This window comes from Sphingomonas sp. LHG3406-1 (genome assembly GCF_029637485.1).
Classification (GTDB): domain Bacteria; phylum Pseudomonadota; class Alphaproteobacteria; order Sphingomonadales; family Sphingomonadaceae; genus Sphingomicrobium.
The window spans coordinates 378,858-404,577 of record NZ_CP069128.1 but is presented as its reverse complement, the minus strand read 5'-3'; the positions used below and the strand labels follow the sequence as shown (position 1 = coordinate 404,577).

Here is a 25,720-nt window from a genome sequence, read left to right as displayed (position 1 = left end):
GACGAACCCGCTCCACTTTGTTAATCTGGCGCTTACTCAGTGCTTGGGGGCAGATGTTTTGCACGGGGGCATTTTATTCCTTCTCCTGCAGGGCATGACGCAGCCGACCGACTTCGGCGTGCGCACGGTTGGCGTGCCGGTCCGAGCTTCTCCGATGACCAATGTAATTCCGAGGGCATCGGCTGGTAATGGCCCAGCGGCAAGATTCCGGATTTCCGCGGCAGCCAGGATCGGGGCACGCTTCGGCAGAGTGACGAGCACGGTGCGAAGCCGCGAGCATAACCGGCGGGTCGGGGGCGTCCCCAACAGCTGGCACCTGTTCGGGCGGGCCATGGACATCGCGCGGCGGCCCGGCGTTCGCCACGCCGAGGTCGCGGCGGAGCTCCGCCGGCAGGGCTTCCACCTTCTCGAGTCGCTGGATGAGGGGGATCACAGCCACTTCGCCTTCGCCGATGGACCCGTTCGCTTCACGCAACGCTCCCAAAGCGATCAGATGTCGGAGGTTCAGGGAGAGGCGAGTTACTTCCGCTTTGCCGTGGCGCCAGCGTCGCGCCCGGTCCGAACGACCGGTGCCAAAAGCGTGCCGATCCTTCGCTAAGGCGCGCTCGCCGGTTCAGCGATCGCCAGATTGTTGGCGGCCCGGGTGAACCACTGGCTGCTCGCTTCAAGGGCGCGCGTGAAGGCGGCGACCGCCTTCTGTCGGTCGCCCTGCACGAAAGCGACGACTCCCGCGTCGTTCAGGCGCGCAGCAAAGGCGGCATCGCTCTCGCCTGCACGGCGCGATGGCAGCCGTGCGGCGATGGCTGCCTGCGCCAGTTCGGCATTGGCCTGGATCCTCGTGTCGGACGGTTCCAGGGCCGCTGCACGCGAAAGCCGCTCCGCAGCCTCGCTCCAGCGCCCGCGAAGAAGAAGCGACCATCCTGCATTGTTGAGCAGGACGGCGCTTTCGGGTCTGAGCGCCAAGCCTTTGCCATAGGCCTTGTCGGCAGCCGGCCAATCCTTCTGGCGGTCGGCTGCGATCCCGCGAGCGTTCCACACGCGCCAGCTTGCGCCTCGCTGCTCCCCCGCCCGGTCGAGATATGCGACCGCGCCTTCGACGTCTCCAGCCTGGAGGGCAGCAAGGCCTGCCCGTTCGAGCATCAGCGCGTCTGCGGGGCTGGTCTTCAAAAGGACTCGATAGCGCTCCACCGCCTCGGGCCAGCGCCTCTCGCCAAAGGCGAGATCCGCCAGCAACCTGTCGACCGGAGGACCGTTCATCCCCTGCCCCATGGCGGTCCGGATCATCTCCCGCGCCTGCCCGGTTCGCCCCGCCTGCAGTGCGTGCGCGGCCTGTTCGAGCGAGGCTTGCGGAGAGGCAGCCAACAGACTGGCTGCGAGCAGGATCATGTGCGGACCCGCTGCCCTGCCTTGTCGCGGCCGAGCAGGACAACGAGGACATCGGCCTTCTTCGACGGCTTATGGAGATCGATGCCGAGTTCGCGGCCGAGCCGGCGCGCCGCCTGCCCGCTTCCCTCGGGGTAGAGGATCGCCGACACGGCACGGGCTTCCGGCGCATTGCCGATGGCAATCCGGCGCCAGCCCAATGTGCGAAGCTGCTCGCGGGTCGAGGCCGCAAGCCTGTTCACCCTTGCCGCGTTGAGCAGGCGCACGATCGGAGTGGGAGTGACCTCGTTCGGCTTCTGCCCCTGGAGCGGCGGAGTAGCCGGTCGATGCAACGCCGCTAGCGCAGGACGAGGTGGCGACGATGTCGAAGCCTTGGTCACGAGCATGACTTCCGCAAGATTGACCCGTTCGAGGTGCGGGGTGCCCGGACTGCCCGCTTCGACATGCCTCGCCGGCCTCACCGCCGGTGGGGCGATCGGGATGCTGGTCGCGGCATCTGCGACGACGGGCTGGGAAGACAGGGTTGCGACGGCTGCGGCAGGAGCAAGGGGAATGCTGGGCGCGGTCTGCGCCTTCTTCAACTGCGCCAGTTCCGATCGAACCGCGGCGGCTTCGCTGTCCTTGCCCTGCATCGCCAGCGATGTCGCGAGGTTGGCGTAGAGCCGGCTGTCGGATGGTGCCAGCGCCAGTGCCCGCTCGTAATAGCCGCGCGAAAGATCGAAGCGACCCATGCGGTCATAGCAGGCGGCGAGGCCGTTCAGCGCATCGACGCTGTCCGGATCCTCCCGGAGAGCGCGACGGAAGCCTTCGGAGGCCAGCCCGATGCTCCCCATCGCGAAGTAGGACTGGGCTTCCGCAACCCGGAATGCAGCGGACCTGGTGCCATCGGCAAGCGCCCCCGGCACCGTCCGGATCGACAGGGAACCGGACTGCACGCATCCGGACAGGACAAGGATTGCACCGGCAGTGGCGGTCAGTCGATGAAGTCTCGTCATCAGTCCCCTCCCAGGGCCGGAACGATGCTGCGCATGACCCTGATGACGGCCGGGAGCATCAGGACTCCGATCATGACCGGCAACATGCAGGCGACCAGCGGCACCGACAGCAGCACCGGCAGGCGGTGCGCCTTTTCTTCGGCGCGAAGGCGGCGCTTCTCGCGCATCTCCGCGGCATAGACGCGCAGGGTCTGCGCTACCGACGAGCCGAGCTTGGTCGACTGGATGAGCAGCGTGGCAAAGGCACGAACCTCGTCGGCCTGGGCACGGTCGGCCATTCGGCGGAGTGCATCCTCGCGGCTTCGACCGGCACGCAGTTCGAGCACCACGTTGCCGAGCTGCTGCGCGATGAGCGGGTGCGTATTGGTCATTTCCTGCCCGACGCGGGCGAAGGCGGCTTCGAGGCCGAGGCCGGCCTCGACGCAAACGAGCATGAGATCGAGCGCGTCGGGAAAGCCGTTGATGATCGCCTGCTGGCGGCGATCTGCCTTGGCGCTGACGACAAGGCTGGGCAGGTAGAGGCCGGCAAGCGCGGCGATCATGCACTGGATGTACAGGCCGACCATTCCGGGCCGGTCAGGGCTCAGCCAGCGGAACAGCAGCCACAACGTCGGCAGCAGCATCACGAGGCCAAGGCGGACGAGCGTGTAGACCCGTGGCGCGGTTGGCGAGGTGAAGCCGGCGGCTGCCAGCCTCTGTTTCAGGGACTGGTCCTTGGTATCGGCGAGGCTGAGGCCCGACTTCTCGATTCGCTCGACCAGGCGTGCCCAGGCGCCTTCATTTTCGTTGGCGCGAAGCGACCCCGCCGGGATCATCCCTTCGATGGGAACGTCGCCTCCTCCCGTCTCGAGGCGGCGGCGCGCGGAACGGCGCACGAGACCGACGTTCACCAAGCTGAAGCTGAGCGCACAAACGCCGGCGAACAGGATGACGAGGATGGCGATGCGGACCGCATTGCTGCCGGCGATATTCTCGAACATGCGTCAGACCTTCAGATCGACGAGGCGGCGAATGGTGAACACGCCGATCGCGTAGAGCAGAATGAGTCCTCCGAAGCCCGGGATGAACACGGGATCGTCGGCGACGTCGAGGTAGAAGCCGGGGTTGAGGAGGAACAGGGCAGTAAAGGCGAGAACCGGAAGCAGGGTCAGCATGATGGCCGTCATCCGCCCTTCCGACGAAAGCGCCCGAACCTTCAGGAACAGCGACGTCCGCTCGCGGATCACCTTGCTGAGGTTCTCGAGGATTTCCGCAAGGTTGCCGCCGGTTTCCTGCTGCACCGAAAGGCTGACCACGAACATGCGCATGTCATCGAGGTCCCACCGCTCGGCGAGATCGCCAAGGGCATCACGAAGTTCCGCCCCGTAGGTGACCTCATCCACCACGACCCCGAACTGACTTCCGATTGGATCCGGCATCTCGACCGTCAGCAGGTCGAGCGCGGCGGCAACCGGGTGGCCGGCGCGCAGCCCGCGCACGAAGACGTCCAGCGCCACCGGGAACTGCTCCTGCATCTTCTTGCGGCGGCGGGCGGCCTTCGCTTGCAGGAGGAGAAGCGGAATGGCGAGGCCGATGGCGATCGCGACTACCGCGAAAAGGAACAGGCGTCCCGGACCGATGCTGAGGCCCGCCAGGAGCGCCGCGAAGATGATGGTGCTGAACAGCACGATCGGCGCCAGCATGATCATGAGGAGCAGGTTGCCGGTCGGCGTCGTGACGCCCGCGGCCATCAGCATCCGCTCGATCATCCGCCCCGGACCATGAAGGAAGCCCGGCAGGCGACTGACGATCAGATCGTTCTGCCGGCGAAGCCGGTTCATCGTTTCGACGCGCGACACGCCGCGGCCGATCATGGTCAGGCGCTCGTTGATGGCGCGCGTCTCGCTCCGGGCGTTCAGAAAGGATCTGACGGCGACCTCGATGACCAGAATGACCGATGCAAACACCAGGATCAGCACGAAGATCCGAAGAAGGTTGTCCGCGATCATTCGAACCTCGCATCGGGCCGGAACAACTCATTCGAAAGCGTCTGCCCATGCGTGACGGCATGGTCGAGGAACCGGGGTCGCAATCCGGTCGCCTCGAACTTGCCGAGCACTCCGCCGTCCGCCGACACCCCGGTCTGCCGGAAACGGAAGATCTCCTGCATGGTGACGACATCGCCTTCCATGCCGGTGATCTCGGACAGGCTGATCAGGCGCCGGCGCCCGTCGGACAGGCGGGCGATCTGCACGACGACGTTGATGGCCGACGCGATCTGGGCTCGTGCCGATCGCGCGGGAATGTCGATCCCCGACATGCCGATCATCTGCTCGAGGCGGGACAGCGCATCGCGCGGCGTGTTGGCGTGAACCGTGGTCATCGAGCCGTCGTGGCCCGTGTTCATCGCCTGCAGCATGTCGAACGCTTCGCCGGCGCGGACTTCGCCGACGATGATCCGATCGGGGCGCATGCGCAGCGCGTTCTTGACCAGTTCGCGCTGGCCGATCTCGCCCCTGCCCTCGATATTGGCGGGCCGCGTTTCGAGCCGCGCGACATGCTCCTGCTGGAGCTGCAATTCGGCTGAATCCTCGATGGTGACGATCCGCTCGCGATTGTCGATGAAGGCCGACATCGCATTGAGCAAAGTGGTCTTGCCCGAGCCCGTGCCGCCGGAAATGAGCACGTTGCGGCGGGAGGCGACAATCGCCTTGAGCACTTCGGCAACCTGCATTGGAATCGAGCCGATCTCGACCAGTCGCGCCATCGAGATCGGCACCTTGGCGAATTTGCGGATGGAAAGCAGGGAGCCATCGAGCGCAAGTGGCGGGACCACCGCATTCACGCGGCTTCCGTCCGCAAGCCGCGCATCCACCAGCGGCGAACTCTCGTCGACACGGCGGCCGACGGCAGAAACGATCTTCTGGATGATCCGAAGCAGGTGCTTGTCATCCTTGAAGCGCACCGGGCTGGCCTCGAGTTGACCGTAGCGCTCGACGAAGACGTGATCGGGGCCATTCACCAGGATGTCGGTGATGGTGGCATCCTTCAGCAGCGGCTCGAGCGGCCCCAGTCCCAGCAGTTCATCGAGCACATCGTCCACCAGCCGGCGACGCTCGACCAGGTTGAGCGCGTGGTTCTGCTTGGCCAATTCTTCCTCGACGATCTGGCCGACTTCCTCCTTGATCTGCTCGCGGCTCATGCCGTCGAGCGCGCCGAGGTTGATGCAGTCGATCAGCCGCTGGTGCAGTTCCACCTTGAGGTCGGTGTGGATGTCACGCTTGGCGAAGGCACCGGCATCGCCGACGCTCATCAGCTGGCGTTCAGCGAGGCTCGGCTCGACCCGTTCCTCGGGAGCGGCTCCGGTGGCGTTCGGTTTGCGGAATTGCCACATCGGTCAGCGCTCCAGCCTGAGTGCGGCGCAGATTGCGCCGTCGAGCGTATCGAAGTCCCGGACCAGCGACGACTTGCGACGAACTTCGCCGACGAGGATCCCCTGGTCGATCGCTGCGTCCATCACGTCCGGTTCGTCGGTGATGGTGAAGGCGATCTTGCGTCCGAGCGCCTGCTCGGCGTCGGCGATGCTGACCGTCTTGAACAGGCTCTTTCGAAAACGATTGGCAACCACCCGAAGGTCGATGTCACCGAGGCCCTGGGTGGTCAGCAGGTCGATCTGCCGGCGGGCACGATTGAGGCCGGCGATCGACAGGTCGGTGACCAGCAGGACGAGATTGGCGCGGGCGACGACGCTCAGCGACCAGTTGGCCCAGTTGGCGGGAAGATCGACGAACAGGGTGCCGAACTCGCGCAAGCCACGCTCGACGATGGCGATGGCCTGTTCGTTGCTCAGGCTTTCGAGAGGAAGCATCGTCGCCGGAGCCGCTGCGACATGGAGACCGCTGGCGTGCTGGGTCATGGCGGAGCGGAGCAATGGACCATCGAGCCGCGGCCCGGCTTCGATCATGTCCGTCAGCGTGAGGTTGGGGCGCAAGCCCAGCTGGAACGCCGCGTCCCCGAACTGCAGGTCGAAGTCGATCAGTGCCGCTTCCCGGCCCACCTGGCGTTCTGCCGCTGCGAACCGGCAAGCCAGCTGCGTCGCCACGGCCGTCGCGCCGCAGCCGCCCCGCGACTTGAGGAAGACGACGAGGCGATTGTTGCTGACGATCGTCTCGGCACTGACCGCCTTGACCGCCTGCTCGCGAAGGGGTGCGAGCGAAGTCTCGAGATCATCGAGGCTGAGCGGCAGCGGGAGCACATCGTGCGCTCCGGCCTTGAGGAGGTGGCGAACGAGCGCGAGCGGCGGTTCATAGCAAGCTGCGATGAGCGGCTTGTCGTCCAACCTGGCCAGCTTCTCGAAGCGCTTGATCGACGCGGGAGCATCGGCATCGACCTGCACCACGGCGACGGCAGCCGAAGCGAGGTCGTTCGGATCAATCCACTCGGTTACCGGAACCATGCTGAACTGGAGCGGCAGCCCGCCGGCACGGGCACCGAGCAGGTCCGATGAATCCCCCTCCACGCCGGACAAGTAGAGATGAACGCCGGCCTCGACGCCCTGTGGGCGGAAGCTCTGCTTCGTCTCGGGAGGGGTCATGACGCTCAAACTAATTTCCTACTCAGAGTAGATGCCCGAGACATCCTCGGCCGTCAGCGTGGTCGAGAAGGCGGGCATGTTGAAATTCAGGAGGCCCAAAGTGATGCCTGGACTGAACTGCATGCCCGTAAGCGTCACTGTGATCAGCGGCGAAATCTCCATGGTGCCGCTCGCCTGACCTGCCTGGCCGAAGCCAGAACCGCGATACGTGATGATCACGTTCGAAGCCGTGATCCCCCCGTGTATCTTCTTCATGCGAGCGACGACGGCATCGAAGGCCGTGGCATCCGCCGCAAGATTGCTGATAGCGCAGGTACCCTCGCAGACGCATTCGGTCGACGTGCACTTCAGCCCGGTCAACTCAGAGGCCGGAATCTGGGACCCCGCAGGAACCGTGCCTGTTGCGAAGTTATGCGCAATCAGCCCTGGCGACACGGGCGTCGTAACAATCGCCATACGCGCCCCGACCTGCGTCGCCTTCTCGCCCTTGTTCAGTTCCCAGAAGAAGCGGCCGACGTCGATGATGCCGATGAACAGCAGCAGGAAAAGCGGCAGGACCAGCGCGAACTCCGCACCAGCGGCGCCGCTTCGTGAGCGCGCGAGACGGGCAATCCGCGTGATCATATGCCCACCACCGCGGCTTCGCTTGACCCTGTTACACACAGGCCGGCCGTGTTGATGCCGAGATTTCCGAGAATGGACGGATATTGGACGTTCGCGGTGACCGAGACGACCGGGATGGAGCCGCTGACATCCGTGTAAAGGCCCGCATAGCTGCCCTTCGGTACACAGCGAACGGACACTGAAACCGGCTGTTCGCCCTGGTTGCAAGCGGTCCAGAAACTGCTGTCGGCGCCACCGAAGCGCCCGCTAGCAGTACCGTCCACCGAACCGGTCTTCGTCACGTTGATGATCTTCGTATTGGCGGAGCCGTCCTGGAACACGGTGCTGTTGGTCGCGAGAGCGCCGGCCTGACAGGCATAGGATGCGTTGAGCGTGAGGCGAGAACCGAATCTCGCGCCGTCACGCACCTGCTTGATGACCGCATGGTTGGTGAGAAACCAGTTACCCAGCTCTGCGCTGCCGAACATCAGTGCCATGAGCAGCGGCGTGATCAACGCCATCTCTGCGGCAGCACTGCCGGACCGGTGCCGAAGCAAGCGGGAATGGAAGAAGCGAGCGCTCATGTCCTAGCGCACCAGATAGGGCCGGTTGCGGCTGTAATATTGAAAGCCCGAACCTCCGCCGACCGGCGTCGCAGGTCCGATTATCTCGCCATAGATTTCCTTCTCATCCGTCCCGACCGACGCTCCACTGACGCCGGTTTGCGCTGCCGTTCGGGTCAACGATGGTTCGGTGATGAATACATCGAAAACCCGAAGGATGGTGTATCCGCCCACCTGCCCGGAGCCTCCCTTGCCGGTGAGGTTCGCGCAATTCGCCGAGACAACCGGAAGCACCCTGCGATCCTTCGCCGTATCTGCGGCCGCACTCGCAAAACGCGGCTGATTGAACGCGCATTGCTTTGTTATCTTGTAGTTCTGCCCCTGCTTCTCCCAAGCGCCCGTCGCGATGGTCCTCGGTCCAAGCGTGCCGCTGGCGGCGTTCGCAAGCTCCCACTTGTAGACCTGATAGCGGGTCAGCGTTGCCGCTGTCGCTCCGCCGCCAATGGAAGCAGCCACCGTGGCCGCACTGACTCCATGGTTTGCTGAAAGGTATCCTTCGCGATCCCAGTTGCCGTCGCCGAAGTTATTCTCCGTACCGGACATGGCGCAGGTGTTCGTGTAGTGACACGTATCTCGTCCGAACTGACGAGCGGGGGTGGTCTGTACCCAGTCGCTATATTCGACCTGGCCCGTGGCGTCCTGCGGCCGACCACCAGCCGCTGTTCCGCAGTCCGGAGACGACGCCGGCTCCGATGACGCGCGGATCGTGTACGTCATCGTAAGGGTCATGTCCTTACGCGTGTTTTTCGCAGGGCAAGCGGAACCGGTCGAGGGCACGCAGGTCGCCGCATCGTTCTTGTTCAAGCCTGCATAGACATCCAGCCGAGTGTTGACTGCGTCGGTGGCGTTCTTGTTGCCAGGCTCGGTCTGGTCGTCGTCGGTACTCTGGCAGCCATTTAGACCGTTGCCGAGCAAGGCCGCCAGCACGGCCGGGTTGCCGTTGCCGAAGTCAAGATACCCATAGTTGCCTGGTGCCCAGCTGTTGCCGCCAGCCGTCTTCATCCGAAGACCTTTTCCGACATCCGAATCAGCAGGGAAGTTGTTACTAGGCGCGCACACCAACAGGGGCGCGACATTGCAGATCGAGCTCTCGACGCCCGCAACGGCAGTCGCGGAAACCGTTCCACCGAACACGGCCACGATCGGCGTAAAGGCGTATTTGGCAGTCCGCATCGTGGTGGTGACCATGACGAAGCGGCTTTGAGCACCACTTGTGGTCTCGACGCACGCCTCATCCCTGTCGGCTTTCGAATCGTCGAAGGAGCTGCAGAAGGTGACGTGGGTCGTGACAGCATCGTCGCTGGTACTTGCGGTCCCCTTGGTGTCCGTTGTTGAGAACTCGACGTTCGTACCAAGATCGTCATTGGCAAATCGCGTTGCGTTCACCGCCAGCCGGTCCGTTACGGTCGAGTTGTTGATCGCCGCAATCGCATTGGTCTGTGAATTGGCGGTCCGGTCCAACTGAGTAGCCGCCGCGAGGGCCGCCTGGTCGGCGGCCTGCTGGAGCTCGGTATCCATGGCGGCAAGACGTGCATAGTCGAAAGCGATGCCGCCAGAAGCGACGAGGGCGAAGATCGCCAGCGCCGCGGTCGGGGCAATCGCCGCCTTCTCAGTCCTGATGAACCTTTCGAATTGACCGAGCACAGAACAACACCTCAGTTTGGACCGCTGCCGCTGCCACTGTCTCCACTGCCACCGCCGGTGCCGCCCGTGCTGACCCTGACCGTCTGCTTGACGTTACCCTTTTCGTAGCGGTCCACCGCCGCTGCGGACCGCTCGCCATTGTCGCCTGGCTGCGCCGCGTCGGCGGGATAGGCCGGATCCGGATTGATCACCTGCACGATCTTGTTGCGGGCAGTCACTTCGCCGAAGCTGGGATCAGGCGACTGGCTGACCGGGTCGACACTCTGGCATGCCGCCAGGAGGCCCGCCGCAAGTACGGGCGCGATCCACTTACAGGACATGTCCGTAGTCCTTTTCGAGGCCGGTCGGCGCCGACGCGGCAGGCGCCGCTGCAGCACCACCACTGATGGTCGCCGGTGCGTTGAGGTTCGGGCGCGGCGTCGCTCCGCTGACCGGCGGTACCGGCGGCACTCCCGTGTCGGTTCGGCCGAGAAGCAGGATGTCGACGTCCGCCGGCCCCTTCACCCGGTCGGTGGGCGCAGCAAGCTGGTCAGGGCGCACCGGACGAACCAGGCGCGGGGTGACGATGATCACCAGCTCGGTCTCGTCCCGATTGAAGTTGGTCGATCGGAACAGGCTTCCGATGATGGGGATGTTGCCAAGCACCGGGAACTGCCGGACCGTGCTCGAGAAATCCTTCCTGAGCAGTCCGGCCATGGCGAAGCTTTCGCCGTCCCGAAGCTCGACGGTCGTCTTCGCCCGCCGGGTCTGCAGGCCCGGGATCCGCAGGTTGTTGACCACGATGGACGCGCTGTTGTCGATCGAGCTCACTTCGGGCTCGACCAGCAGGTTGATGACACCGTCGGCGAGCACCGTCGGAGTGAACGCCAGGCTCACCCCGAACGGCTTGAATTCGATGGTGATGGCGCTTCCGCCCGTCCCGGTGCCGGTTCCCCCGCTATTGCCCTGGGCAACCGGGATCGGGAACTCGCCGCCGGCGAGGAAATTGGCCGTCTCGCCCGACAGCGCGACCAGCGTCGGTTCCGCCAGCGTGGTGATCGCCCCCTTGCGCTCCAGTGCGTCGAAGGCGGCCTCGAAGTTCGTGCCGAAGGCACGGAAGGTTCGGGTGAAGACGCCGAAGCTGTCGGCGATGGAGCCGAGCGTCGGCGGTCCGTTGCCGACCAGCCCGGCGCCACCACCGATGGCGCCGGCGAACTTGCCGCCGTCCGACCCGACGAAGAAGCCCGCACCCAGCTGCTTGAGGGCCGAGCGCTTCACCTCGGAGAACTTGACCTCGAGCATGACTTGCTGGGCGGAGCCGACCGAAAGCAGGTTCACGACCTTCCCGGGCGCATAGGTTTCGGCGATCTGCACCGCGCGATTGGCGGACACCGCATTGGACACGATGCCTTCGAGCACGATGCTGTCGTTGCTCATCCTCGCCCCGATGCGGTCGCCCGGGACCAGTTCGGACAATTGCTTGCGCAGCCCGATGACGTCCGGCCCGACGGCGACGTCCATGACGGCGATGAGCGAGTTCGAGCGGTCGTAGAGGGTAAGGCTGGTGGTGCCCATCTTCTTGCCGAGCACGTAGATGGAACGATCGGTGAGCGGCAGCACATCGGCCACCTCCGGATTTCCGATCAGCGCCTTCGAATAGGCCCGGTCGACCCGCAGGACCTGGCTCTTGTTGACCGGGACGACGAGTTCGCCGGCATGCACGGCGTCCGTTTCGCTGAGCACGCGCTGCGCCTGAGCCGCCGCCGGCACGGCGAGCGCCGCCATCGCCGTGGCGCAGAGCGCCAGCCGGGCGACGAGCGCCCTTCCCTTACCTGCCACCAGCATAACCCCCCACCTGATAATCGCTGCCTGCAGTGCCCCGGACGACTTGCACGTTGGTTCCGCTTGGCGCCGCGGGTGCGGCAGGAGCCCGCTTAGGCGCGGCCGTCCGGCGCACCGGCCGCGAGGCCGGTCGCGACACCGGCCGGGCGACCGCGGTCAGCGCGGCGGGCGGAGCGGTGCCGTAAAGGCTGTAGCGGAGGTCGGCGATGCTGATCGTCTTGATGCCCTGGATGTCTTCCTGCGCCCCCGGCTTGCGGAGGACGAGGCTGAGCGTGCCCGCCTGCTGCCCAAGGGCCAGCTTCTGCGCTTCGAGCGGCGCCACCTCGAGGGTCGCGGTGCTTGCCACCACCGGCTGACCGGTCTCGTTGTTCGCCTGCTGGCCCATCGCGATGACTCGGATGTTCTGCAGCAGGACGTCGGTCACCTGCGGCCCTGCCGCCAGGACTCGGGTGATCAGCACGTCGACGCTGTCGTTCGGCTGGATGAAGCCCGCGACGCCGGAGACGTCGTTGATGCGCACGGTCGCGGCACGGCGGCCGTCGGGAAGGGTGGCGGCGATCGACGCGCCCTGCCCCTCTCCGGAAATCTTGGAACCGAGGATCGGCTCGTTCACCTCCATCGGCCGAAGCACCACCCGGCGCTTGCCATTCGGCAGCAGCTCGGCCGCATTCTTGAAGGCGCCGGCGGGAAGGGCGGAAGTGGGGAAGTCCGCGAAGCGGATCTTCTCGACGGTCAGTTCCTGGCCGTAGCCGAGCGGCACGGCGGCGACCGCCACGCGGGTCATGCCTTCGGGCGGACCCTGATCCGGGCCGGAACGGGACGTCAGGTAGATGTTCGCCAGATAGACTGCGACGAGGCCAAGTATGATGGCCACCCCCAGTGCGATCAGAGATTGCCTTCTCAGCATCCGCTTTGTCCCCCTGGCGGACTAACTTAACGCAGGATCAATCGTTAAGCCATGACGCATACGCAACAGTTACGCTGAAATGAGGAGCCGCCCGCCACACCCGTGGCGGGCGGCAACCCATCAGCAGGTCTTGTTGTCGATGCAGGTCTTGGCACCGTTCATGGCGCCGGCAATCGAGTTGCCGAGGCCGACGGCGGCCAGAGCGATGGCGGTGCCGACGATCGCGAGGATCAGAGCATATTCCGCCGCCGACGCGCCGGACTCGTCCTTGAGCATGTTGATGAACTTCGACATTTGCTTAAACCCCTTTGTTGCGTTCCGAAGGCAGGCGCGCTGGCCCCTGCACATCCCCAGGCGGCGCGATCCGGAGGACCTGACTGGCGGCCGGCCCCTGAAACTGGCCCACTCTCCACCCGGTCTTCCAACTCGCATCGCTTCGACCAAGAGGTGCCACGCTTAACTCTTTGTCAAGCATGTCTGTTTAACCTCGATTATACTCATTTCGCAGAGTACATCGGCTTATGTAGTTGATTTAGCGCATGTTTCGTTCTCGCAACCGGCGGCATGGTTCCCCTCGGCCGAAAGCCGAAGCGTCCCGCTTTCGCACAGGTTGCGGCACTGGCAACACGCCTTCGGAACGCTGGAGAAACGAATCTGCCAGGCGATTCGGCGTGGGACGGCCCGCCGAGCGCGGCCTTCAAGGCTCTCAGGCCGGTATGCGACGCCGGTAGGTAACGTTCACGCGCGTCGAGAGGATCAGGTAAGGCAGCCACAGCCCCATGCTGATCAGCACCTTGGTGACGTTCTTCTCGAGAAGGTCATGCAGCGGGCCGGCCACGCTTGCCGGCAAGTCGGCCGCGACCGCGCCCTGCGCGATCACCAGCTGCATCGCGATATCGAGCAGCCACACCAGAACCAGCAATCGCGGAAACACCGGTGCGCGACGGAATGCGGCCGCGAAGCAGATGACGTAGAGGCTGCTGATCAGCACGACATCGAAGGTCATCCAGAAGTGCAGCACCGACAGCCAGGCCGGTGCGTTCGTCGCAAGCGCCGGCATGGTCATCAGATATTCGGCGGCGCGGAACGGGACGTTCATCAGCATCCCGACCAGCAGGGATACCATGATGCCGCTGGTCCCGAACAGCGGATGACGAGCGGCTTCGGCCGCGGTGACGTTCCGCCACCTGCCATAGATTGCCAGCCGTAGCTGCGGCTGTGGCATGGCCTCGGCATTCTCGAACCAGCGGAGTGCCAGCAGCAGCGACGCCAGCGGAGCGCCGATCAGGAGCAGGTAAGGAAGGAGCATCGCGCCGCTCACCGCGGCGCCGGCGACGGGACTGATCGCGACTCGAAGGATGCTTGCGATCGCGACGACGGCAAACCAGCCAAGCATGATCTGGGGCAGGCGAACCTCGAGCAACTCGAGGACACCAAGTGAGCGCCGGTGAAGGGTTCGCGACACTGAAGCGATGACTGGAACTGTCTTCACGCGGGACGCCGTCCTTCTACCTGCTCGCCCCACTCTTGTCGTTCACTCCCCTTTCGATCAGGTAAATGGGTTAAGGTCGCTACGAGTTCCAGTTCAACGGGGAGGGGTTGTTGTCGACGCTCGTGAAGCCTGCGGCATGGGTGCGCCCGTCGACCCTGGCGGTCGCCGCACTGATCCTCCTCGCGCTCATCTGGCCGGCCATCTGGAATGGATTGCCGCACTTTTTCCCAGACACTGGTGGGTATCTCTTTGTTGCCTGGGGCAACTTCTGGCTCGTCGACCGAAGCAGCTTCTACGGCGCCTTCCTGCGTCCGCTCATGGCCTGGAACGGCCTTTCGGGGCTCTGGCTCGGGCTTGTTCCCCAATTGCTCGCGACCCTGCTCGTGCTTTTCGCACTCGCGAAGCGACTTGAGGCCCGGAACTGGCAGTGGGTGTTGCCGATCATCCTGGTGGTCACGACCGGGCCATTTCATGCATCGCAGTTGATGCCAGATGCCTACGCGGTCGTCGTGCTTCTTCTGGGGTGGCTGTGCGCAAGTCGGGACCCGCACGCCGCCGGTTCGCCGCTGCTTTGGCTTGCCGCCGCCGCCGCCTGCCTTCCACACAGTACATTCCCCGCCATCCTGGTGGCGAGCGCATCGGCGACCATCCTGACCTTGTGGATCGCAGGGCTGTCGTTCCGCGGGGTGATGCACCGGGCGGCCGCACTCGCACTTACCGTGCTCTTCATCATCGGGTGCCAGTTGCTTGCGAACGGCGCCTTCTTCCACCGGATCACCTACGCGCCGCGCAGTTCTGCTTTCCTGTACGCCAGCCTCAACGAGGATGGACTGCTCAAGCCATGGCTTGCCAGGAATTGCCCGGTCGATCCGCGGGTGAAGGATCTTTGTGCGATCGCGCCTCAGTTCCACGACGATAGCCAGAAACTCCTGTGGGCTCCGGACTCGATCTTCCGGACAACGGTCTGGCAGCAGAGAGACAACAAGAAGGGCGTCGACTGGGATACGCAGCTGGGCATTGCCGCTCGCGGTGCCCTCATCCAATCGCCCGGCCTGTTTGCCAAGGCCGCGGTGGAAGCGACCACCGAGCAATTCTTCTCCTTTGCCGTCCTCGATGACGAGTGCCCCCAGGTTTGCATCACCGAGCAAAGTGCGATCCAGGGAGCACTCAGCCGTTTTCGACCTCACCTGCGAGATCAGGTGAACGGCTCTGCGCAGATGCAGGGCAAGCTGAAGACCGTGCCGCTGCAAGTGGTGACCGGAACCGCCAGTTTCGCGGGCTTGATCGGCCTCTTCGCGCTCATTCCACTTGCCTGGCGGCGAAGGGACCAGGTTGCCGGCTCCGCTCTCCTGGCAACGGTGGCGGCACTCGTCGCGAATGCCTTCGTCACCGGCACGCTTTCCGACGTGCATGACAGATATCAAAGCCGTCTGATCTGGATCGCGCCATTGCTGGTCGCGCTCATCCTGCTGCGCTGGCGGACACAGCGGCTCGATCGGCTGGCATCGGCGCCAGGGCCCGAACACGCAATGTCCGAAGCCCCTACCCCACCCGCACCAGCACCATAGTCAGATTGTCCGGCGCGCCGCGGCGGAGGATGGTCCAGACGAGGCCGTCGGCGATCTCGTTCGACGAGGCGGGCGCGTTGAGGGCAGCGCCCAGTTCCTCATCCGGCACCACCCGGGTCACGCCGTCGCTGGCGAGCAGGTAAAGGTCCCCCGCGCGCAGCTCGCTCCTGGCGACCTCAACCCTCAAAGTGTCGGAAGCCCCCACTGCCCGCGTGATGACATTGCCGTTCGGATGCGCGTGGGCGCGGTCGGGATCGATCATGCCGGCGTCCAGCAGTTCCTGGACCAGACTGTGGTCGCGGCTGAGCTGGGTCAGCACGCCATCCCGGAGCTGGTAGGCACGGCTGTCGCCAGCCCAGAAGCAGGACAGGCTGCCGCCGTCCATCAGCAGGCCGACCACGGTGCTGCCGATGGTGCGCGACGCCTCACCGGATTGCGCAAGCTCGAGCAGGTCGTCGTTCACCTGCTCAAGGGTCGCGACGACCGTGGCTTCCGTGACCGGTTCCAGCCGGGTCAGAGCCTCGACGATGCGGGCGCTCGCCACCTCCCCTGCCTCATGGCCGCCCATCCCGTCCGCAACCACGAACAGCCCCTTCTCGGGACGAAGCAGGCAATTGTCCTCGTTGATCGGTCGCTTGAGGCCGACGTGGGTCCTGCTGACACATTCGAACCGCATGGGTCCCCTCCCTGGCAAGCCTCCCACACTAGCAATCAACGGAGGATTATGCGATTTGTTAATCTCAAGGCAGGTCAGGGGGGCGCGCGTTGAACAAGGCGTACAGCACCAAGGCGTTACCGCCCGGAACCGTGCTTCGCGAATGGCGCCTCGAGGAAGTGCTCGGCGTCGGCGGCTTCGGCATCGTCTACAAGGGCCGCGGAATCTATTTCAACGAACTGGTCGCCATCAAGGAATATTTCCCGAGCTCGATCAGCGAGCGCGATGCGGAAGCGACGGTGGTTCCGATCGATTCCAATGCCGAGGAAGTGCATGCGCTCGGGCTGAAGAAGTTCGTCGAGGAGGCCAAGCTGCTGTGGAACCTGTCCACGCCGTCGCGCCACCCGAACATCGTCAGCGTGCGCAGCCTGTTCGAGATCCACGGCACCGCCTACATGGTGATGGACTTCGAGGACGGCGTCTCGCTCTCCCGCCTCATCAAGCAGGGCCAGAAGTGGAACGAGCGCAGCCTCGTCGCGCTCGTCAAGCCGATCGCGGAGGGGCTCGACCGCGCACACCGGGTTGGAGTCCTCCACCGCGACATCAAGCCGCCGAACATCCTGATCAACGACAGCGGAAAGCCGGTGCTCATCGACTTCGGCTCGGCCCGCTTCGAGGCGGCCGAGGCGACCAGCACCAAGGTCACCTTCCACACCCCGCCCTACGCGGCGATCGAGCAATATGTGAAGACGTTCGAGCAGGGTCCGTGGACGGACATCTATGCCATCGGGGTCGTGCTCTACGAATGCGTCACCGGCACCAAGCCTCCGGAGGTGCTGGAGCGGATGCACGGCGGTGCGGGGGAGGCGCTGGCGGACGGCGTGTGGCCTGGCTACAGCAGGAACTTCCTCAAGGCCGTCGACGCTGCGATGATGGTTCGTCCCGCGGACCGTCCCCAGTCGATTGCCGCCTGGCTGGAAATGCTCGAGGCGCCTGCCGATCCGGACGAGGACGACATTGCGGACGTCACCCGGATCGTACCGTTCGACACCTCATCCGAAGCGATCGTCCCCATCGCGCCGGTTGCGTCCGGCAACGCGCAAAGGCCGATCGAAACCGGGGTGCCGGATCGGCCGAGCCAGGCCGAGTTCAAGCGTGCCGGCCACACCAAGGCGTCGAAGAAGTCGGCTGAGGCCGCGGCGCCGCAGACTGGCGAGACCCCGGCGTCCCCCGCAACGCCGACCGCCCGTTCGGCCGCGAAAGCGCCGGAGCGTGATCGCAAGGCCGAAGCACAGGCGGCTTCCCTGGCCTCCTCCCCTTCCGCCGAACCGACACGCATCGGCCTCTCCAAGCCCTTGCTTGCCGGCGGCGTGGCCCTGGCATTGGCTGCCGTGGCCGCGGTCGGCTTTGGCCTGAGAGGCGACGATACGCCGCCGACCGCCGAAAATGGGGCCATCGACGTGTCGGCCCCGACCAGGACCGCGGCCGCGGCCCCCGTGCCGGTGGCCGACCTCGCCAGTGGCATGAACAGCCTGGCCGAGGAGGCGAGCGCGGCCAAGGTGCCGGATTCGCTGCTCGAGCCCGTTACTGCCCTCGCCGGCGAGCTTTCGGCGACGCCGGCACCGGAAGAAACGCAAGCGAACGACCGCACGCGTGCCGCCGCAGCGGCGCTGGCCGCGGGCCTCGTCACGAGCGTCGAGGAGCGCTCGACGCAACTATCCTCGCGCATCGCCTGGTCGAATGCCGATCCTGCCACGCTTCCGAACGATCGCAGAGCCGCCGTGACCAATCTCCAGGCCAGCCTTGCCGAGGTGCGGGGGACTGCCGAACGCGCCCGGTCCGCGACAAGCGCGGCAGACGCGCTCGCACAGGCGCGCGCGACGGTGGCGCATTATCGCTCCTATTCGGGGGCAGCCGAGGCCATTGCAGCCCTGCATAGCGGTGACGAAAAACGCCTGGCCGAACTGGCCGACGCAAGTCGAAAGGCGGCATTGCCAAAGCAGCCAAGCGCAGGAACGCTTCCGCCGCGTGTCGTCACCGGTGGCCAGGCGCCCGCGGCCACTGCGGTGCCCGTCACGACCGCCTCGTCCGATGTGCTCTCGCAGGCGACGACGAGCCAGTTCAACGGCCTTGTCAACGAAGGTCGCGGCATGGCTCGCGACGTGATCCGCATGGGCGAGCGGGCCAGTCCCGGCTCCACGCCCGAACAGCGTGCGGCTTACGATCTTCTTCGGTCCAATGCCCAGTTGGCGCGCACCTATGATGCCAGCCTTGCCGGTCTCAAGGATTCGTTTCGTGGGATCCGATCCGACCGCCAGGCCGATCCGCTCATCAAGCAGGCCCGGCAGACGCGTGCCTATCTCGTATTCCTGGTGAAGCGTTCCACGGACGCATCGAAGCGCTAGTCGCCGCGATCGCACTGCAAGGCTGAGGGGGGAACGAGTTGCTTATCTCGCTGGTGGTTGCCGCCATGCTGACGGCGCTATGCTGCTACGTTCACCTGCTGGTGCTGCGGCAGCTCAAACGCCTGGTCGACGGGCCGCGCCGGATCAGCCATCCCTTGCTCTTCATCATCCTGGTCCTGTTCGCGACGCACGTCTTCGAAGTCGTCTTGTTCGCCCTCGCGCTTTCAGGGCTCGACTGGGCAGATTACGGTCGCCTCATGGGTGCCGTGACCGGTGGGCCGGGCTGGTTCGAGGACCATTTCTATTTCTCGATCGCCTCCTACACGACCCTCGGGATCGGCGACATCGTTCCGGAAGGGCCGATCCGCGTGATCGCGGGAATGGAAGCATTGACGGGCCTGGTGCTTATCGCCTGGAGCGCTTCGTTCACCTACCTCGCCATGGAACGGCTCTGGACCCGCTCGACGAACGACAGCGATCGGCTTTAGGCCGGGATTTCCAGGGACCTTTCGCTGTAGCTTGCCGTCCATTCGTTGAGATCCGCCAACATGATGCTGGCACTTCCTTCCAGCTCACGGGCGAGCTGATCGAGCTTGCCTGCCTGCCGGAGCCGCTCGACGTTGCCGGTGAGCGACTTGACGGTGTGCGCCGAGCGACTTGCCGCGAGCAGGTGCTCGCCATGGCCTCTCATGCCGAACACGGCAGCACCGATGGCGGGCAGGCCGGCGGTCAGGAAGATGAAGGCGCCCGTCAGGTTCTTGGTCCACTCGTGAACAAGGAAATAGCCGCCAACGTAGAGAACGCAGGCGGCAATCACCGCTCCCATGAGGAAGTTGCCGATCTCATGCAGGCGATGATCGAGCTTGTGCATCCGCTCGGCATTCACCTTGTGGTAGACCGCCTGTGGCAGCAGTTGCTCGGCCACGACGTCGTCTGCCAACTGCCGGATGGAAGCCGCTGAAAGTTCTCCGACGGGCCAGTCCATCTGCCGCCAGATCGCCGCCGCATACCACCGCGTCCAGTCCACTCCGCCGCGGCGGTGAACCGCGCCATGCGCCAGCTCGCTGCGAAACGGAGGTCCGATCATTCCGGTCCGCTTGAGGTAGAGAAAGGGCCGAAGGGTCTCGGCAAGGTAGCGATATTGCAGCCACTTGCGGTGCCAGTCGCCCCGCGTTCCCGCATTGGTATTGTAGAAGAGGAGCCCGATCACGCCCAGCTCGGCGACCACCAGATAGAGTTTGATCGAGGGCATGATCAGCCCGAACAGGGCGAGGTTCACGGCAAGAGCCGACAGAACGTAATTGGTGATGTGGCCGCTTCGGAAGAGCTGGGCATAGCGGATCGCAAGGTAGTTGGCCCAGGCGTAGGCGAGCGCAAGCGGCTGCCGCGCTTCTGGCGGTCCGGGCTCCCGCACGTCCTTCCAGTCATTCTCGATGTCGCTGGCGACCGAGCTCTGGCGCCAGGGTCGGCCCGGCAGCTTCTTCACTCCAAGCAGCGCGAGTAGAAGCGGATATTCGATGCGTAGGTTGGCCTTCCGCTCCGCCTCTCCATAATAGCCGCGGATGTGCCGACGTTCGAAGGGGTCGCTTGGAACCAGCACGTCCTGCACCAGTGCCTGCACGTCCGCCGCCATCGACAGCGGCCTTGCCTCGAATTCGAGGAGGTCGCGCCCGAAGATCAGGCGCGGTTCGCCGGCCGAACCGCATTGACGGTCGATCGGTACGTGGATGACCGGCACCGCCGACGTCAGTGCAAGGTCGACGACGTGGGCGGTGCCGCCCGGACCGTTTCCGTCGCCGCCGTCCCAGACGGCAATCAGGATGTCCGAGGCTGCAATGACGGCCTTGCCGACCTGGACATAGGCCGCGTTCGCATCCGTGCGATCGGAGGGAAGGGCGAAGACCTCGTCCGCCGTCTTGAGCTGCTGCGTGAATTCGCGCAGCTCGCGGCCCTTGCGGAAATCGGCGCTATATTCGTCAGCCGCAAAAGGGAGAAGCGCACGCACCTTGAAGCCGGTTCGCTGCGCGACGTCGGCAGCCATCTGGTCGGCACCGGTGGCGAGCGGGGTATGCAGCCGAAACAGCGGTTCCTCGTCGGAGAACAGGTCGGGGTTCTCGCGCCGCAGCTGCTCGGTCGCGCTCCGCAGCTGCGAGAACACCCGCTCCAGTATCGGGGACGTGCGTTCGACGAGCTCCGGTGAAAGGACGCCTGCCCGGTGGCCGGTGATGCCGATGTTCAGCGCAATGCGCGGCCGCGGAGGACTGCCGTTGGTCAACTTCTGCCCTTCCCCCACTTGCCGGACACTAACGTTCGTCCGGGCTCCCGAGCCTGTGCGTCAGTTCGACTTTCCCCACCTTCAGCACGGACCCGATCTCGAGAAAGGCCGACCCCGTGACCTTGATCCCGTCGATGAAGGTGCCGTTCGTCGAACGCAGGTCGGTGACCCGCAGCCGGTCGTCGGCGAGCTCCACCAGGCAGTGTGCGCGCGAGATCATCGGGTCGGCTAGGATGACGTCGGACGGCGGCGTGCGGCCGATCCTGAGTCCGTTGGCGGTGACGACGAAGCGCCTTTCCAACCTGCCGTCCACGGCGATCTCGAGCGCGTGGAAGCTGCTCAGCAGGGGTTCGTCGGGGTCGTCCTGGCGGACCGCGAACTGGGTGGTGCTCTCCTCGGCCGCGACGAAGACCTCTTCCCGCCTCGGCGCAAAGGCCACCGGTCTTGGTCGGGCATCGGCAGTTGCCGGATCGAACCGCCGCACCGAAGGCGCCGGCGCCGCAGCCGACGCCACTTCCGCCCTCTGCGTATTTCGTCGAAGGTCATCGATAAGCCGCCGCCAAACCGGATCCCCCGCATCGCCGGTCCATTCGGTAAGGTCCGTGGTATGGGTCAGCTGAAAGATGATCGGCCGCTCGCAGTCCTCGATGACGACCGGAGCAAGCTTTCCGAGACGATCCGCAAGCGTGGCTTCTGCACGCACCCAGCGTGAGCTGACCGAGCGAGGCGACCAGAGAACGACGACGGCTCTCGCGGCGCGGAGATTTCGCTCGATCACCTCGTCGAAGGTTTCACCCGAGTGGAGCGCAGCGTCCCACCAGACCGTAAAACCTTCACCCTCGAACCTTTGGGCGAGATGCTTGGCAACAGTCCGGTCCGCACGGCTGTAGGAGATGAAGATGTCCGTCCCTGACAAAGCGCTTGGTTCCCTGGCCGGGCGGCATGCCCGTTCCTCCTCCACTTTGACGAGCGCGCGCTCACTACGGCCGAGTCGCTTCGCGCGTATCTTGTGGTTTAAATTGGGTTAAGAGTCGAGAACACCCGCATGCTGGCGGGCCTGATCGATCGAGCATTGTCCAGCTTCGGGTCAGGGTCAAAGACGAGGCCTGTTCAGTGCGGCAAGCAGGAGTCGGGGAGTAGCCGCGACGCCCGTCCCCGCTCGATTGCACTTCGATCTTGATATTGGCACTCTCCTGCCAGCCAGCTTGGCTATCGAGAAGTGCCGCGGTCCGGGCGTGCTCTCCGGCCGCAACAGGCAGCTACGTTCACCCGCCGTTGCTAAGGAGCCCAAGGTGATGAAGCACGTGGATCTGATCGATAACATCCGGGCAAAGATCGACGAGCCTACCGCGTTGACGTGGACATGTTTCGACCTTCTCGAAAGCGGCCTTGAGCAGGAACTCTGCGCGACCAAGGCAGAGCTGGACACGTTGCGACGAGCGAGGACGAAGTTGTACGATTTCGTTGCTGCAAAGGAACGGGGCTCTGACCCGGATCCGACCCCGCTTGTCAGTTTGCTCACTGCGCTCGAAGCCTCGTTCAAGAAGCGCAATGCTTGTCCATAAGGCCGTACGCAAGCTGCAAGGCGCGACTTGCCCGCCGGAGCAAGGTCTGCCGCAACCTTGAGGCGCCTGCTGGTCGATGCTCATCGGGCACAGAGGAGTTGTGCCCATGGACTTGACCATGGAGAGAAAGGGGGCCTCTTTACCGGCTTGCTGAGGGGCGGGTGGCCAGGCCCCAGCGCCACTGGTCGCAGGAACCTTGAACTGGCTGGGGCGGCAGGAGCCCCACCCATGTTTTTTGCCCTTAGCCGTATCAGAGAGTTAGGGCATTCTGCCGCGAGTTTGTAGCGCTATTTTGTAGCAGAACTTTGTAGCAAAAGTCGCCTCCCCAACCTTCGTCACCTCAGATCGACGGACAGCCGTTCACACGAGAACACCACTACTGCTTGCGCTGGTCGTGCAGTTTAGGCCGACCTTGCCCACGCTCCTAAAAGGACCTTCATTCAGGACGTTGTACGTCTGCCATCGGTCCGAAGCGGAACGACGGCATTCGCGTTGGCACACCTTGATAACGGACAGTCTCGCGCCCGCGAAGCATTAAGCGGGGTCGCGCTACTGGCGAGCACGGTTCGGGCAGAGAAACCCACCGTAAGGCAGGGCCTCTCACCTAAAGTCGAAGTGCACCTCCAGCTCTGTGATCCGCGCTTGCCCCATGCGGATGCGGCAGTTCAACTCGAGCCCCATGGTACCATTTCCAGGACGCATTTTTAGGGACTCAGCCGTGCATTGGGCATCGCGGTAGCGATTCCAGTTCTGCTGCGACTTAGTCAGTGCGGCGGCCCACTCACCTGCGGGCCCTGGTCCATCATAGAGGCGGTCTTCGGTACGAGCGCGGCTAATTGCCCGCTCCCAGCTTTTCTGAAGGTCTCGGTCGATCGCCTCGAGCTGCTTCACACCGCATTCCCGCATTTCGTAGGCGCTGCTCATCTGAGCGCATGGGTTTTGCGAGGCCATCGTTGCTGCCAACACCAAGAGCATTGCTGTATCCCCTTAAAGCCCGTGCTGTATCCTCCGTAAATGTCAGAAAGTAAAAACGTTTTCGGAACGGATAGCTCTCTGCTGGCGGTGGAAAGCCGACCGGCTGCTTTCGGGTGAGCCCTGAGGAATAGCCGACCCTCGTTCACGCGGAGCTAAATTCGGCTCATCGATGGCCAACTTGGGAGATCTTGGCGCTAGCTCGATCTTCATAAGTTGAAGTGCCCCAGTGGACACTCTGAGGCAGGTGCTGGCAACATAGTGATGCCGGAGCAATGTTCAGGAGCGCCACTTGGCGAAGCTCACAGCCAAACACGTTCGATTCCTGCAGAAGCATGGCTTCGAGCAGCCCGAGGGTTGGGTGCTCGACTGCTCAGGAATGACACGAGCCGCTTATACGGTGGCACTCAAACAAGAAGGCAAGTTGTTCGCTTATGGAATGAAGCCCTGCCCGCGAGGCCACACGATGCGAACTGCAGGAGGGTGTCCCGAGTGCAACACGAGCTACATAGCTTACGCAAAACGAAGCCGCCTCTCTGGTTTCGTCTACATCGCGAAGAGCGGGCGGCTTACAAAAGTTGGCTTCTCGGACGACCCGTCAAATCGGATCTACATCGCAAATCTTGAGGGCTATGCGGGAATTCACAACTGGAGAATAGTTGCGGCAATACATCTGGCGAGAGCCGGGCAGATTGAGAAAACGCTGCATCAACTGCTCCGCCCTTACTGCGTAGACCTGGAGTGGGAGCGCGGCGGCAACGTCACGCAATCTCGCGAGGTCTTTAGGTGCAAGTACGCGGTCGCTAAGGAGGCGCTTCTTTCGCTCCTCCAGCCTGGAGAGGAGACGCTTCTCGCTGAATACTCATGACGCGCGTGCCGGCGACATCGAAAATGCAGTATCAATACGCTGGCCATAAGCTGCAAGGAATCTGCTGGTGGGAAGCGGAACGGCCGCTTTCGGTTTGCAGGGGCGCAGAGCAGACGCTTGTTCACTCAGGTCCTTACGCCGTTAGCGTTTGATTGGGCTATCCAGCTGTGGCGAAGTAGATACACAGTGCTCTCTCCTACGCGTACCTTCACTCAAAAGATGTCAACAGCAGAGGTTGGGATTCTGAATGCTCCGCTCATATCTGGTGAGGTCGCCGAGGAAGTTCCATTTCGTTGTTTGGCCAGGGCTCGGATTCATCTTAGGGACGAGCCTTCCCTTCATGAGCGATTACGAGATTGACGTTGCGGCCTCAGTGACGTCTGGGATCGCATTTGCAGCTTTAGGGTACATGTTGGCCTATTTATCACAAGCCCTTGCACCCTATCGGGTTCCAAGTCCTACATTTCTAATAATCGTGGCTTTCACCTGTCTTGCACTGAGGCTGAACGCAACGCCCGATTTTCATGCCACACTGGCGGCGGTTATTCTCATCATTTTACTTGTGCCCCCATTGCAGGTTTGGGTGACCAGAAGTGCAGCTGCGAAGATCATGTTTGCTGGCGCTGCTTTGATGTCTGCCGCTTTCTTCATGGGAGAGGAGATAGGAGACGCGCTCTCGCCGGGGGGAGTGGACGATCTCTTCTTTGGAAACGGAGCAGAGCTCATAGGAGCTATCATAGTTCTCGGCGGAGGGTACCTGCTTTTTACTCGTTGGCACGTGGCAATGCCTACCACGCGATCTGAGGCAAATTTAGGGGTACTTACTGCGGAGGCGGCCTGCAGCCCGAAGCTGATCGGGAGTTCGGAACCTCGTGCACCCGGACCTGGAGAAAGCGCCGGCTCAAAGCCCGCCCCAAGAACGTACGATAGCATCGCCGAAGCGAAACAACCGGAACCTGCCGGAACTTCGAATTTCGACGAGAAAGCGCTGAAGAAGAGTTTGTACTGGGTTGTCGTGCTGGGAACGGGCGGGGAATATGTTTTGAGGTCTGCCTTTTCACAGGGTCAAGCGCCGGGGACCAACGTGGTGCTCTTCGTCGCCGCTGGTGTGGCGGCCTGGTTAGTAGGTAGGGTTTCGCGTTCGACAAAGGCCGCTCTGGCCACAGTAGCAACTCTATCTGCCTTGGTGCTGTGGATGTCGGTTTCCCGCTTTCTCTAATGCGGTCCCCGCTTGGCCAATGCGATTTCGATCTCGAGAATACCGTTGGCACCTTGAGAGTCGCTGCGTTAGCGGCCTGCAGTTATATGCTGATGTTCCCGCAGTGCTTCTCCTGGTGGAGAGCGGACCGGCGGCTTTCGGGTGAACGCAGG

General features: G+C 63.9%; 25 protein-coding genes. 7 read left to right on the top strand and 18 right to left on the bottom strand.

Annotated features, from left to right (window positions below):
* Positions 1-250 precede the first annotated feature (250 nt).
* Entirely contained in the window at positions 251-598 is a 348-nt protein-coding gene (locus tag JOY29_RS01990; RefSeq protein WP_300974532.1) for a D-Ala-D-Ala carboxypeptidase family metallohydrolase, read from the top strand.
* On the opposite strand, the gene JOY29_RS01985 is transcribed toward JOY29_RS01990, so the two are convergent.
* The 14 genes from JOY29_RS01985 to JOY29_RS01920 form a co-directional block, all read right to left on the bottom strand.
* Positions 595-1,386 carry a tetratricopeptide repeat protein gene (locus JOY29_RS01985; protein WP_300974531.1) on the bottom strand — a complete coding sequence of 264 codons (792 nt, stop codon included), beginning with the start codon at positions 1,384-1,386 and terminating at the stop codon, positions 595-597. The genes JOY29_RS01990 and JOY29_RS01985 overlap by 4 nt on opposite strands.
* Complete coding sequence (locus tag JOY29_RS01980; RefSeq protein ID WP_300974530.1) at positions 1,383-2,378, bottom strand: tetratricopeptide repeat protein; 996 nt, start codon at positions 2,376-2,378, stop codon at positions 1,383-1,385. Before JOY29_RS01980 ends, JOY29_RS01985 begins: the two co-directional genes overlap by 4 nt.
* Positions 2,378-3,358, bottom strand: a complete 981-nt coding sequence (locus tag JOY29_RS01975) for a type II secretion system F family protein (RefSeq protein ID WP_300974529.1) — start codon at positions 3,356-3,358, stop codon at positions 2,378-2,380. The genes JOY29_RS01980 and JOY29_RS01975 overlap by 1 nt, the downstream gene beginning before the upstream one ends.
* A gap of 3 nt (positions 3,359-3,361) precedes the next feature.
* Complete coding sequence (locus JOY29_RS01970) at positions 3,362-4,366, bottom strand: type II secretion system F family protein (RefSeq protein ID WP_300974528.1); 1,005 nt, start codon at positions 4,364-4,366, stop codon at positions 3,362-3,364.
* The gene (locus JOY29_RS01965; protein ID WP_300975569.1) at positions 4,363-5,670 is read right to left on the bottom strand and encodes a CpaF family protein; all 1,308 of its coding nucleotides are present in this window, start codon (positions 5,668-5,670) and stop codon (positions 4,363-4,365) included. Before JOY29_RS01965 ends, JOY29_RS01970 begins: the two co-directional genes overlap by 4 nt.
* Before the next feature lie 84 nt (positions 5,671-5,754).
* Positions 5,755-6,960, bottom strand: a complete 1,206-nt coding sequence (locus tag JOY29_RS01960; protein ID WP_300974527.1) for a hypothetical protein — start codon at positions 6,958-6,960, stop codon at positions 5,755-5,757.
* A gap of 9 nt (positions 6,961-6,969) precedes the next feature.
* Positions 6,970-7,575 carry a TadE/TadG family type IV pilus assembly protein gene (locus JOY29_RS01955; RefSeq protein ID WP_300974526.1) on the bottom strand — a complete coding sequence of 202 codons (606 nt, stop codon included), beginning with the start codon at positions 7,573-7,575 and terminating at the stop codon, positions 6,970-6,972.
* Positions 7,572-8,138 carry a TadE/TadG family type IV pilus assembly protein gene (locus JOY29_RS01950; protein ID WP_300974525.1) on the bottom strand — a complete coding sequence of 189 codons (567 nt, stop codon included), beginning with the start codon at positions 8,136-8,138 and terminating at the stop codon, positions 7,572-7,574. The genes JOY29_RS01955 and JOY29_RS01950 overlap by 4 nt, the downstream gene beginning before the upstream one ends.
* Before the next feature lie 3 nt (positions 8,139-8,141).
* On the bottom strand, positions 8,142-9,821 hold the full coding sequence (locus JOY29_RS01945; protein ID WP_300974524.1) for a pilus assembly protein TadG-related protein: 1,680 nt from the start codon (positions 9,819-9,821) through the stop codon (positions 8,142-8,144).
* A gap of 11 nt (positions 9,822-9,832) precedes the next feature.
* Positions 9,833-10,141, bottom strand: coding sequence for a hypothetical protein (locus JOY29_RS01940; protein ID WP_300974523.1), 309 nt, complete (start codon positions 10,139-10,141; stop codon positions 9,833-9,835).
* Entirely contained in the window at positions 10,131-11,639 is a 1,509-nt protein-coding gene (locus tag JOY29_RS01935; protein WP_300974522.1) for a type II and III secretion system protein family protein, read from the bottom strand. The genes JOY29_RS01940 and JOY29_RS01935 overlap by 11 nt, the downstream gene beginning before the upstream one ends.
* The gene (gene cpaB, locus JOY29_RS01930) at positions 11,629-12,516 is read right to left on the bottom strand and encodes a Flp pilus assembly protein CpaB (RefSeq protein WP_300974521.1); all 888 of its coding nucleotides are present in this window, start codon (positions 12,514-12,516) and stop codon (positions 11,629-11,631) included. Before cpaB ends, JOY29_RS01935 begins: the two co-directional genes overlap by 11 nt.
* A gap of 153 nt (positions 12,517-12,669) precedes the next feature.
* Entirely contained in the window at positions 12,670-12,843 is a 174-nt protein-coding gene (locus JOY29_RS01925) for a Flp family type IVb pilin (RefSeq protein ID WP_300974520.1), read from the bottom strand.
* A 412-nt stretch (positions 12,844-13,255) separates the two neighbouring features.
* Positions 13,256-14,041: a DUF2569 family protein gene (locus tag JOY29_RS01920; protein ID WP_300974519.1), complete on the bottom strand. Its 786-nt coding sequence runs from the start codon at positions 14,039-14,041 to the stop codon at positions 13,256-13,258.
* Between the two features lie 110 nt (positions 14,042-14,151).
* Between JOY29_RS01920 and JOY29_RS01915 the strand changes: the two genes are divergently transcribed.
* Positions 14,152-15,609 carry a hypothetical protein gene (locus JOY29_RS01915; protein ID WP_300974518.1) on the top strand — a complete coding sequence of 486 codons (1,458 nt, stop codon included), beginning with the start codon at positions 14,152-14,154 and terminating at the stop codon, positions 15,607-15,609.
* Here the strand turns inward: JOY29_RS01915 and JOY29_RS01910 are convergent.
* Positions 15,584-16,285 carry a protein phosphatase 2C domain-containing protein gene (locus JOY29_RS01910; protein ID WP_300974517.1) on the bottom strand — a complete coding sequence of 234 codons (702 nt, stop codon included), beginning with the start codon at positions 16,283-16,285 and terminating at the stop codon, positions 15,584-15,586. The two genes, JOY29_RS01915 and JOY29_RS01910, sit on opposite strands and share 26 nt — an antisense overlap.
* An 89-nt stretch (positions 16,286-16,374) precedes the next feature.
* Here JOY29_RS01910 and JOY29_RS01905 point away from each other — a divergent pair, with 89 nt between their 5' ends.
* Together JOY29_RS01905 and JOY29_RS01900 are read left to right on the top strand one after the other, a co-directional pair.
* Positions 16,375-18,669 carry a serine/threonine-protein kinase gene (locus JOY29_RS01905; protein ID WP_300974516.1) on the top strand — a complete coding sequence of 765 codons (2,295 nt, stop codon included), beginning with the start codon at positions 16,375-16,377 and terminating at the stop codon, positions 18,667-18,669.
* Positions 18,670-18,707: 38 nt separating this feature from the next.
* Entirely contained in the window at positions 18,708-19,157 is a 450-nt protein-coding gene (locus JOY29_RS01900; RefSeq protein WP_300974515.1) for a potassium channel family protein, read from the top strand.
* Here the strand turns inward: JOY29_RS01900 and JOY29_RS01895 are convergent.
* Positions 19,154-20,944 (bottom strand): hypothetical protein, encoded by a 1,791-nt coding sequence (locus JOY29_RS01895; RefSeq protein WP_300974514.1) that lies wholly within the window; start codon positions 20,942-20,944, stop codon positions 19,154-19,156. The two genes, JOY29_RS01900 and JOY29_RS01895, sit on opposite strands and share 4 nt — an antisense overlap.
* Before the next feature lie 28 nt (positions 20,945-20,972).
* Positions 20,973-21,860 (bottom strand): TIR domain-containing protein, encoded by an 888-nt coding sequence (locus tag JOY29_RS01890; protein WP_300974513.1) that lies wholly within the window; start codon positions 21,858-21,860, stop codon positions 20,973-20,975.
* A gap of 376 nt (positions 21,861-22,236) precedes the next feature.
* Between JOY29_RS01890 and JOY29_RS01885 the strand changes: the two genes are divergently transcribed.
* The gene (locus JOY29_RS01885) at positions 22,237-22,509 is read left to right on the top strand and encodes a hypothetical protein (RefSeq protein ID WP_300974512.1); all 273 of its coding nucleotides are present in this window, start codon (positions 22,237-22,239) and stop codon (positions 22,507-22,509) included.
* 600 nt (positions 22,510-23,109) lie between these two features.
* On the opposite strand, the gene JOY29_RS01880 is transcribed toward JOY29_RS01885, so the two are convergent.
* Positions 23,110-23,484: a lysozyme inhibitor LprI family protein gene (locus JOY29_RS01880; RefSeq protein WP_300974511.1), complete on the bottom strand. Its 375-nt coding sequence runs from the start codon at positions 23,482-23,484 to the stop codon at positions 23,110-23,112.
* Positions 23,485-23,773: 289 nt separating this feature from the next.
* Here JOY29_RS01880 and JOY29_RS01875 point away from each other — a divergent pair, with 289 nt between their 5' ends.
* Both JOY29_RS01875 and JOY29_RS01870 read left to right on the top strand, forming a co-directional pair.
* On the top strand, positions 23,774-24,349 hold the full coding sequence (locus JOY29_RS01875) for a GIY-YIG nuclease family protein (protein ID WP_300974510.1): 576 nt from the start codon (positions 23,774-23,776) through the stop codon (positions 24,347-24,349).
* A 340-nt stretch (positions 24,350-24,689) separates the two neighbouring features.
* Positions 24,690-25,568 (top strand): hypothetical protein, encoded by an 879-nt coding sequence (locus JOY29_RS01870; RefSeq protein WP_300974509.1) that lies wholly within the window; start codon positions 24,690-24,692, stop codon positions 25,566-25,568.
* Positions 25,569-25,720 lie beyond the last annotated feature (152 nt).

What these genes read in the sequence shown, in the direction of transcription:
- JOY29_RS01985 (WP_300974531.1), bottom strand. Translation starts at nt 1,386, where the DNA reads ATGATCCTGCTCGCAGCCAGTCTGTTGGCTGCCTCTCCGCAAGCCTCG.
- JOY29_RS01980 (WP_300974530.1), bottom strand. Translation starts at nt 2,378, where the DNA reads ATGACGAGACTTCATCGACTGACCGCCACTGCCGGTGCAATCCTTGTC.
- JOY29_RS01975 (WP_300974529.1), bottom strand. Translation starts at nt 3,358, where the DNA reads ATGTTCGAGAATATCGCCGGCAGCAATGCGGTCCGCATCGCCATCCTC.
- JOY29_RS01970 (WP_300974528.1), bottom strand. Translation starts at nt 4,366, where the DNA reads ATGATCGCGGACAACCTTCTTCGGATCTTCGTGCTGATCCTGGTGTTT.
- JOY29_RS01965 (WP_300975569.1), bottom strand. Translation starts at nt 5,670, where the DNA reads ATGAGCGTCGGCGATGCCGGTGCCTTCGCCAAGCGTGACATCCACACC.
- JOY29_RS01955 (WP_300974526.1), bottom strand. Translation starts at nt 7,575, where the DNA reads ATGATCACGCGGATTGCCCGTCTCGCGCGCTCACGAAGCGGCGCCGCT.
- JOY29_RS01950 (WP_300974525.1), bottom strand. Translation starts at nt 8,138, where the DNA reads ATGAGCGCTCGCTTCTTCCATTCCCGCTTGCTTCGGCACCGGTCCGGC.
- JOY29_RS01940 (WP_300974523.1), bottom strand. Translation starts at nt 10,141, where the DNA reads ATGTCCTGTAAGTGGATCGCGCCCGTACTTGCGGCGGGCCTCCTGGCG.
- JOY29_RS01925 (WP_300974520.1), bottom strand. Translation starts at nt 12,843, where the DNA reads ATGTCGAAGTTCATCAACATGCTCAAGGACGAGTCCGGCGCGTCGGCG.
- JOY29_RS01910 (WP_300974517.1), bottom strand. Translation starts at nt 16,285, where the DNA reads ATGCGGTTCGAATGTGTCAGCAGGACCCACGTCGGCCTCAAGCGACCG.
- JOY29_RS01880 (WP_300974511.1), bottom strand. Translation starts at nt 23,484, where the DNA reads ATGCTCTTGGTGTTGGCAGCAACGATGGCCTCGCAAAACCCATGCGCT.
- JOY29_RS01870 (WP_300974509.1), top strand. Translation starts at nt 24,690, where the DNA reads ATGAGCGATTACGAGATTGACGTTGCGGCCTCAGTGACGTCTGGGATC.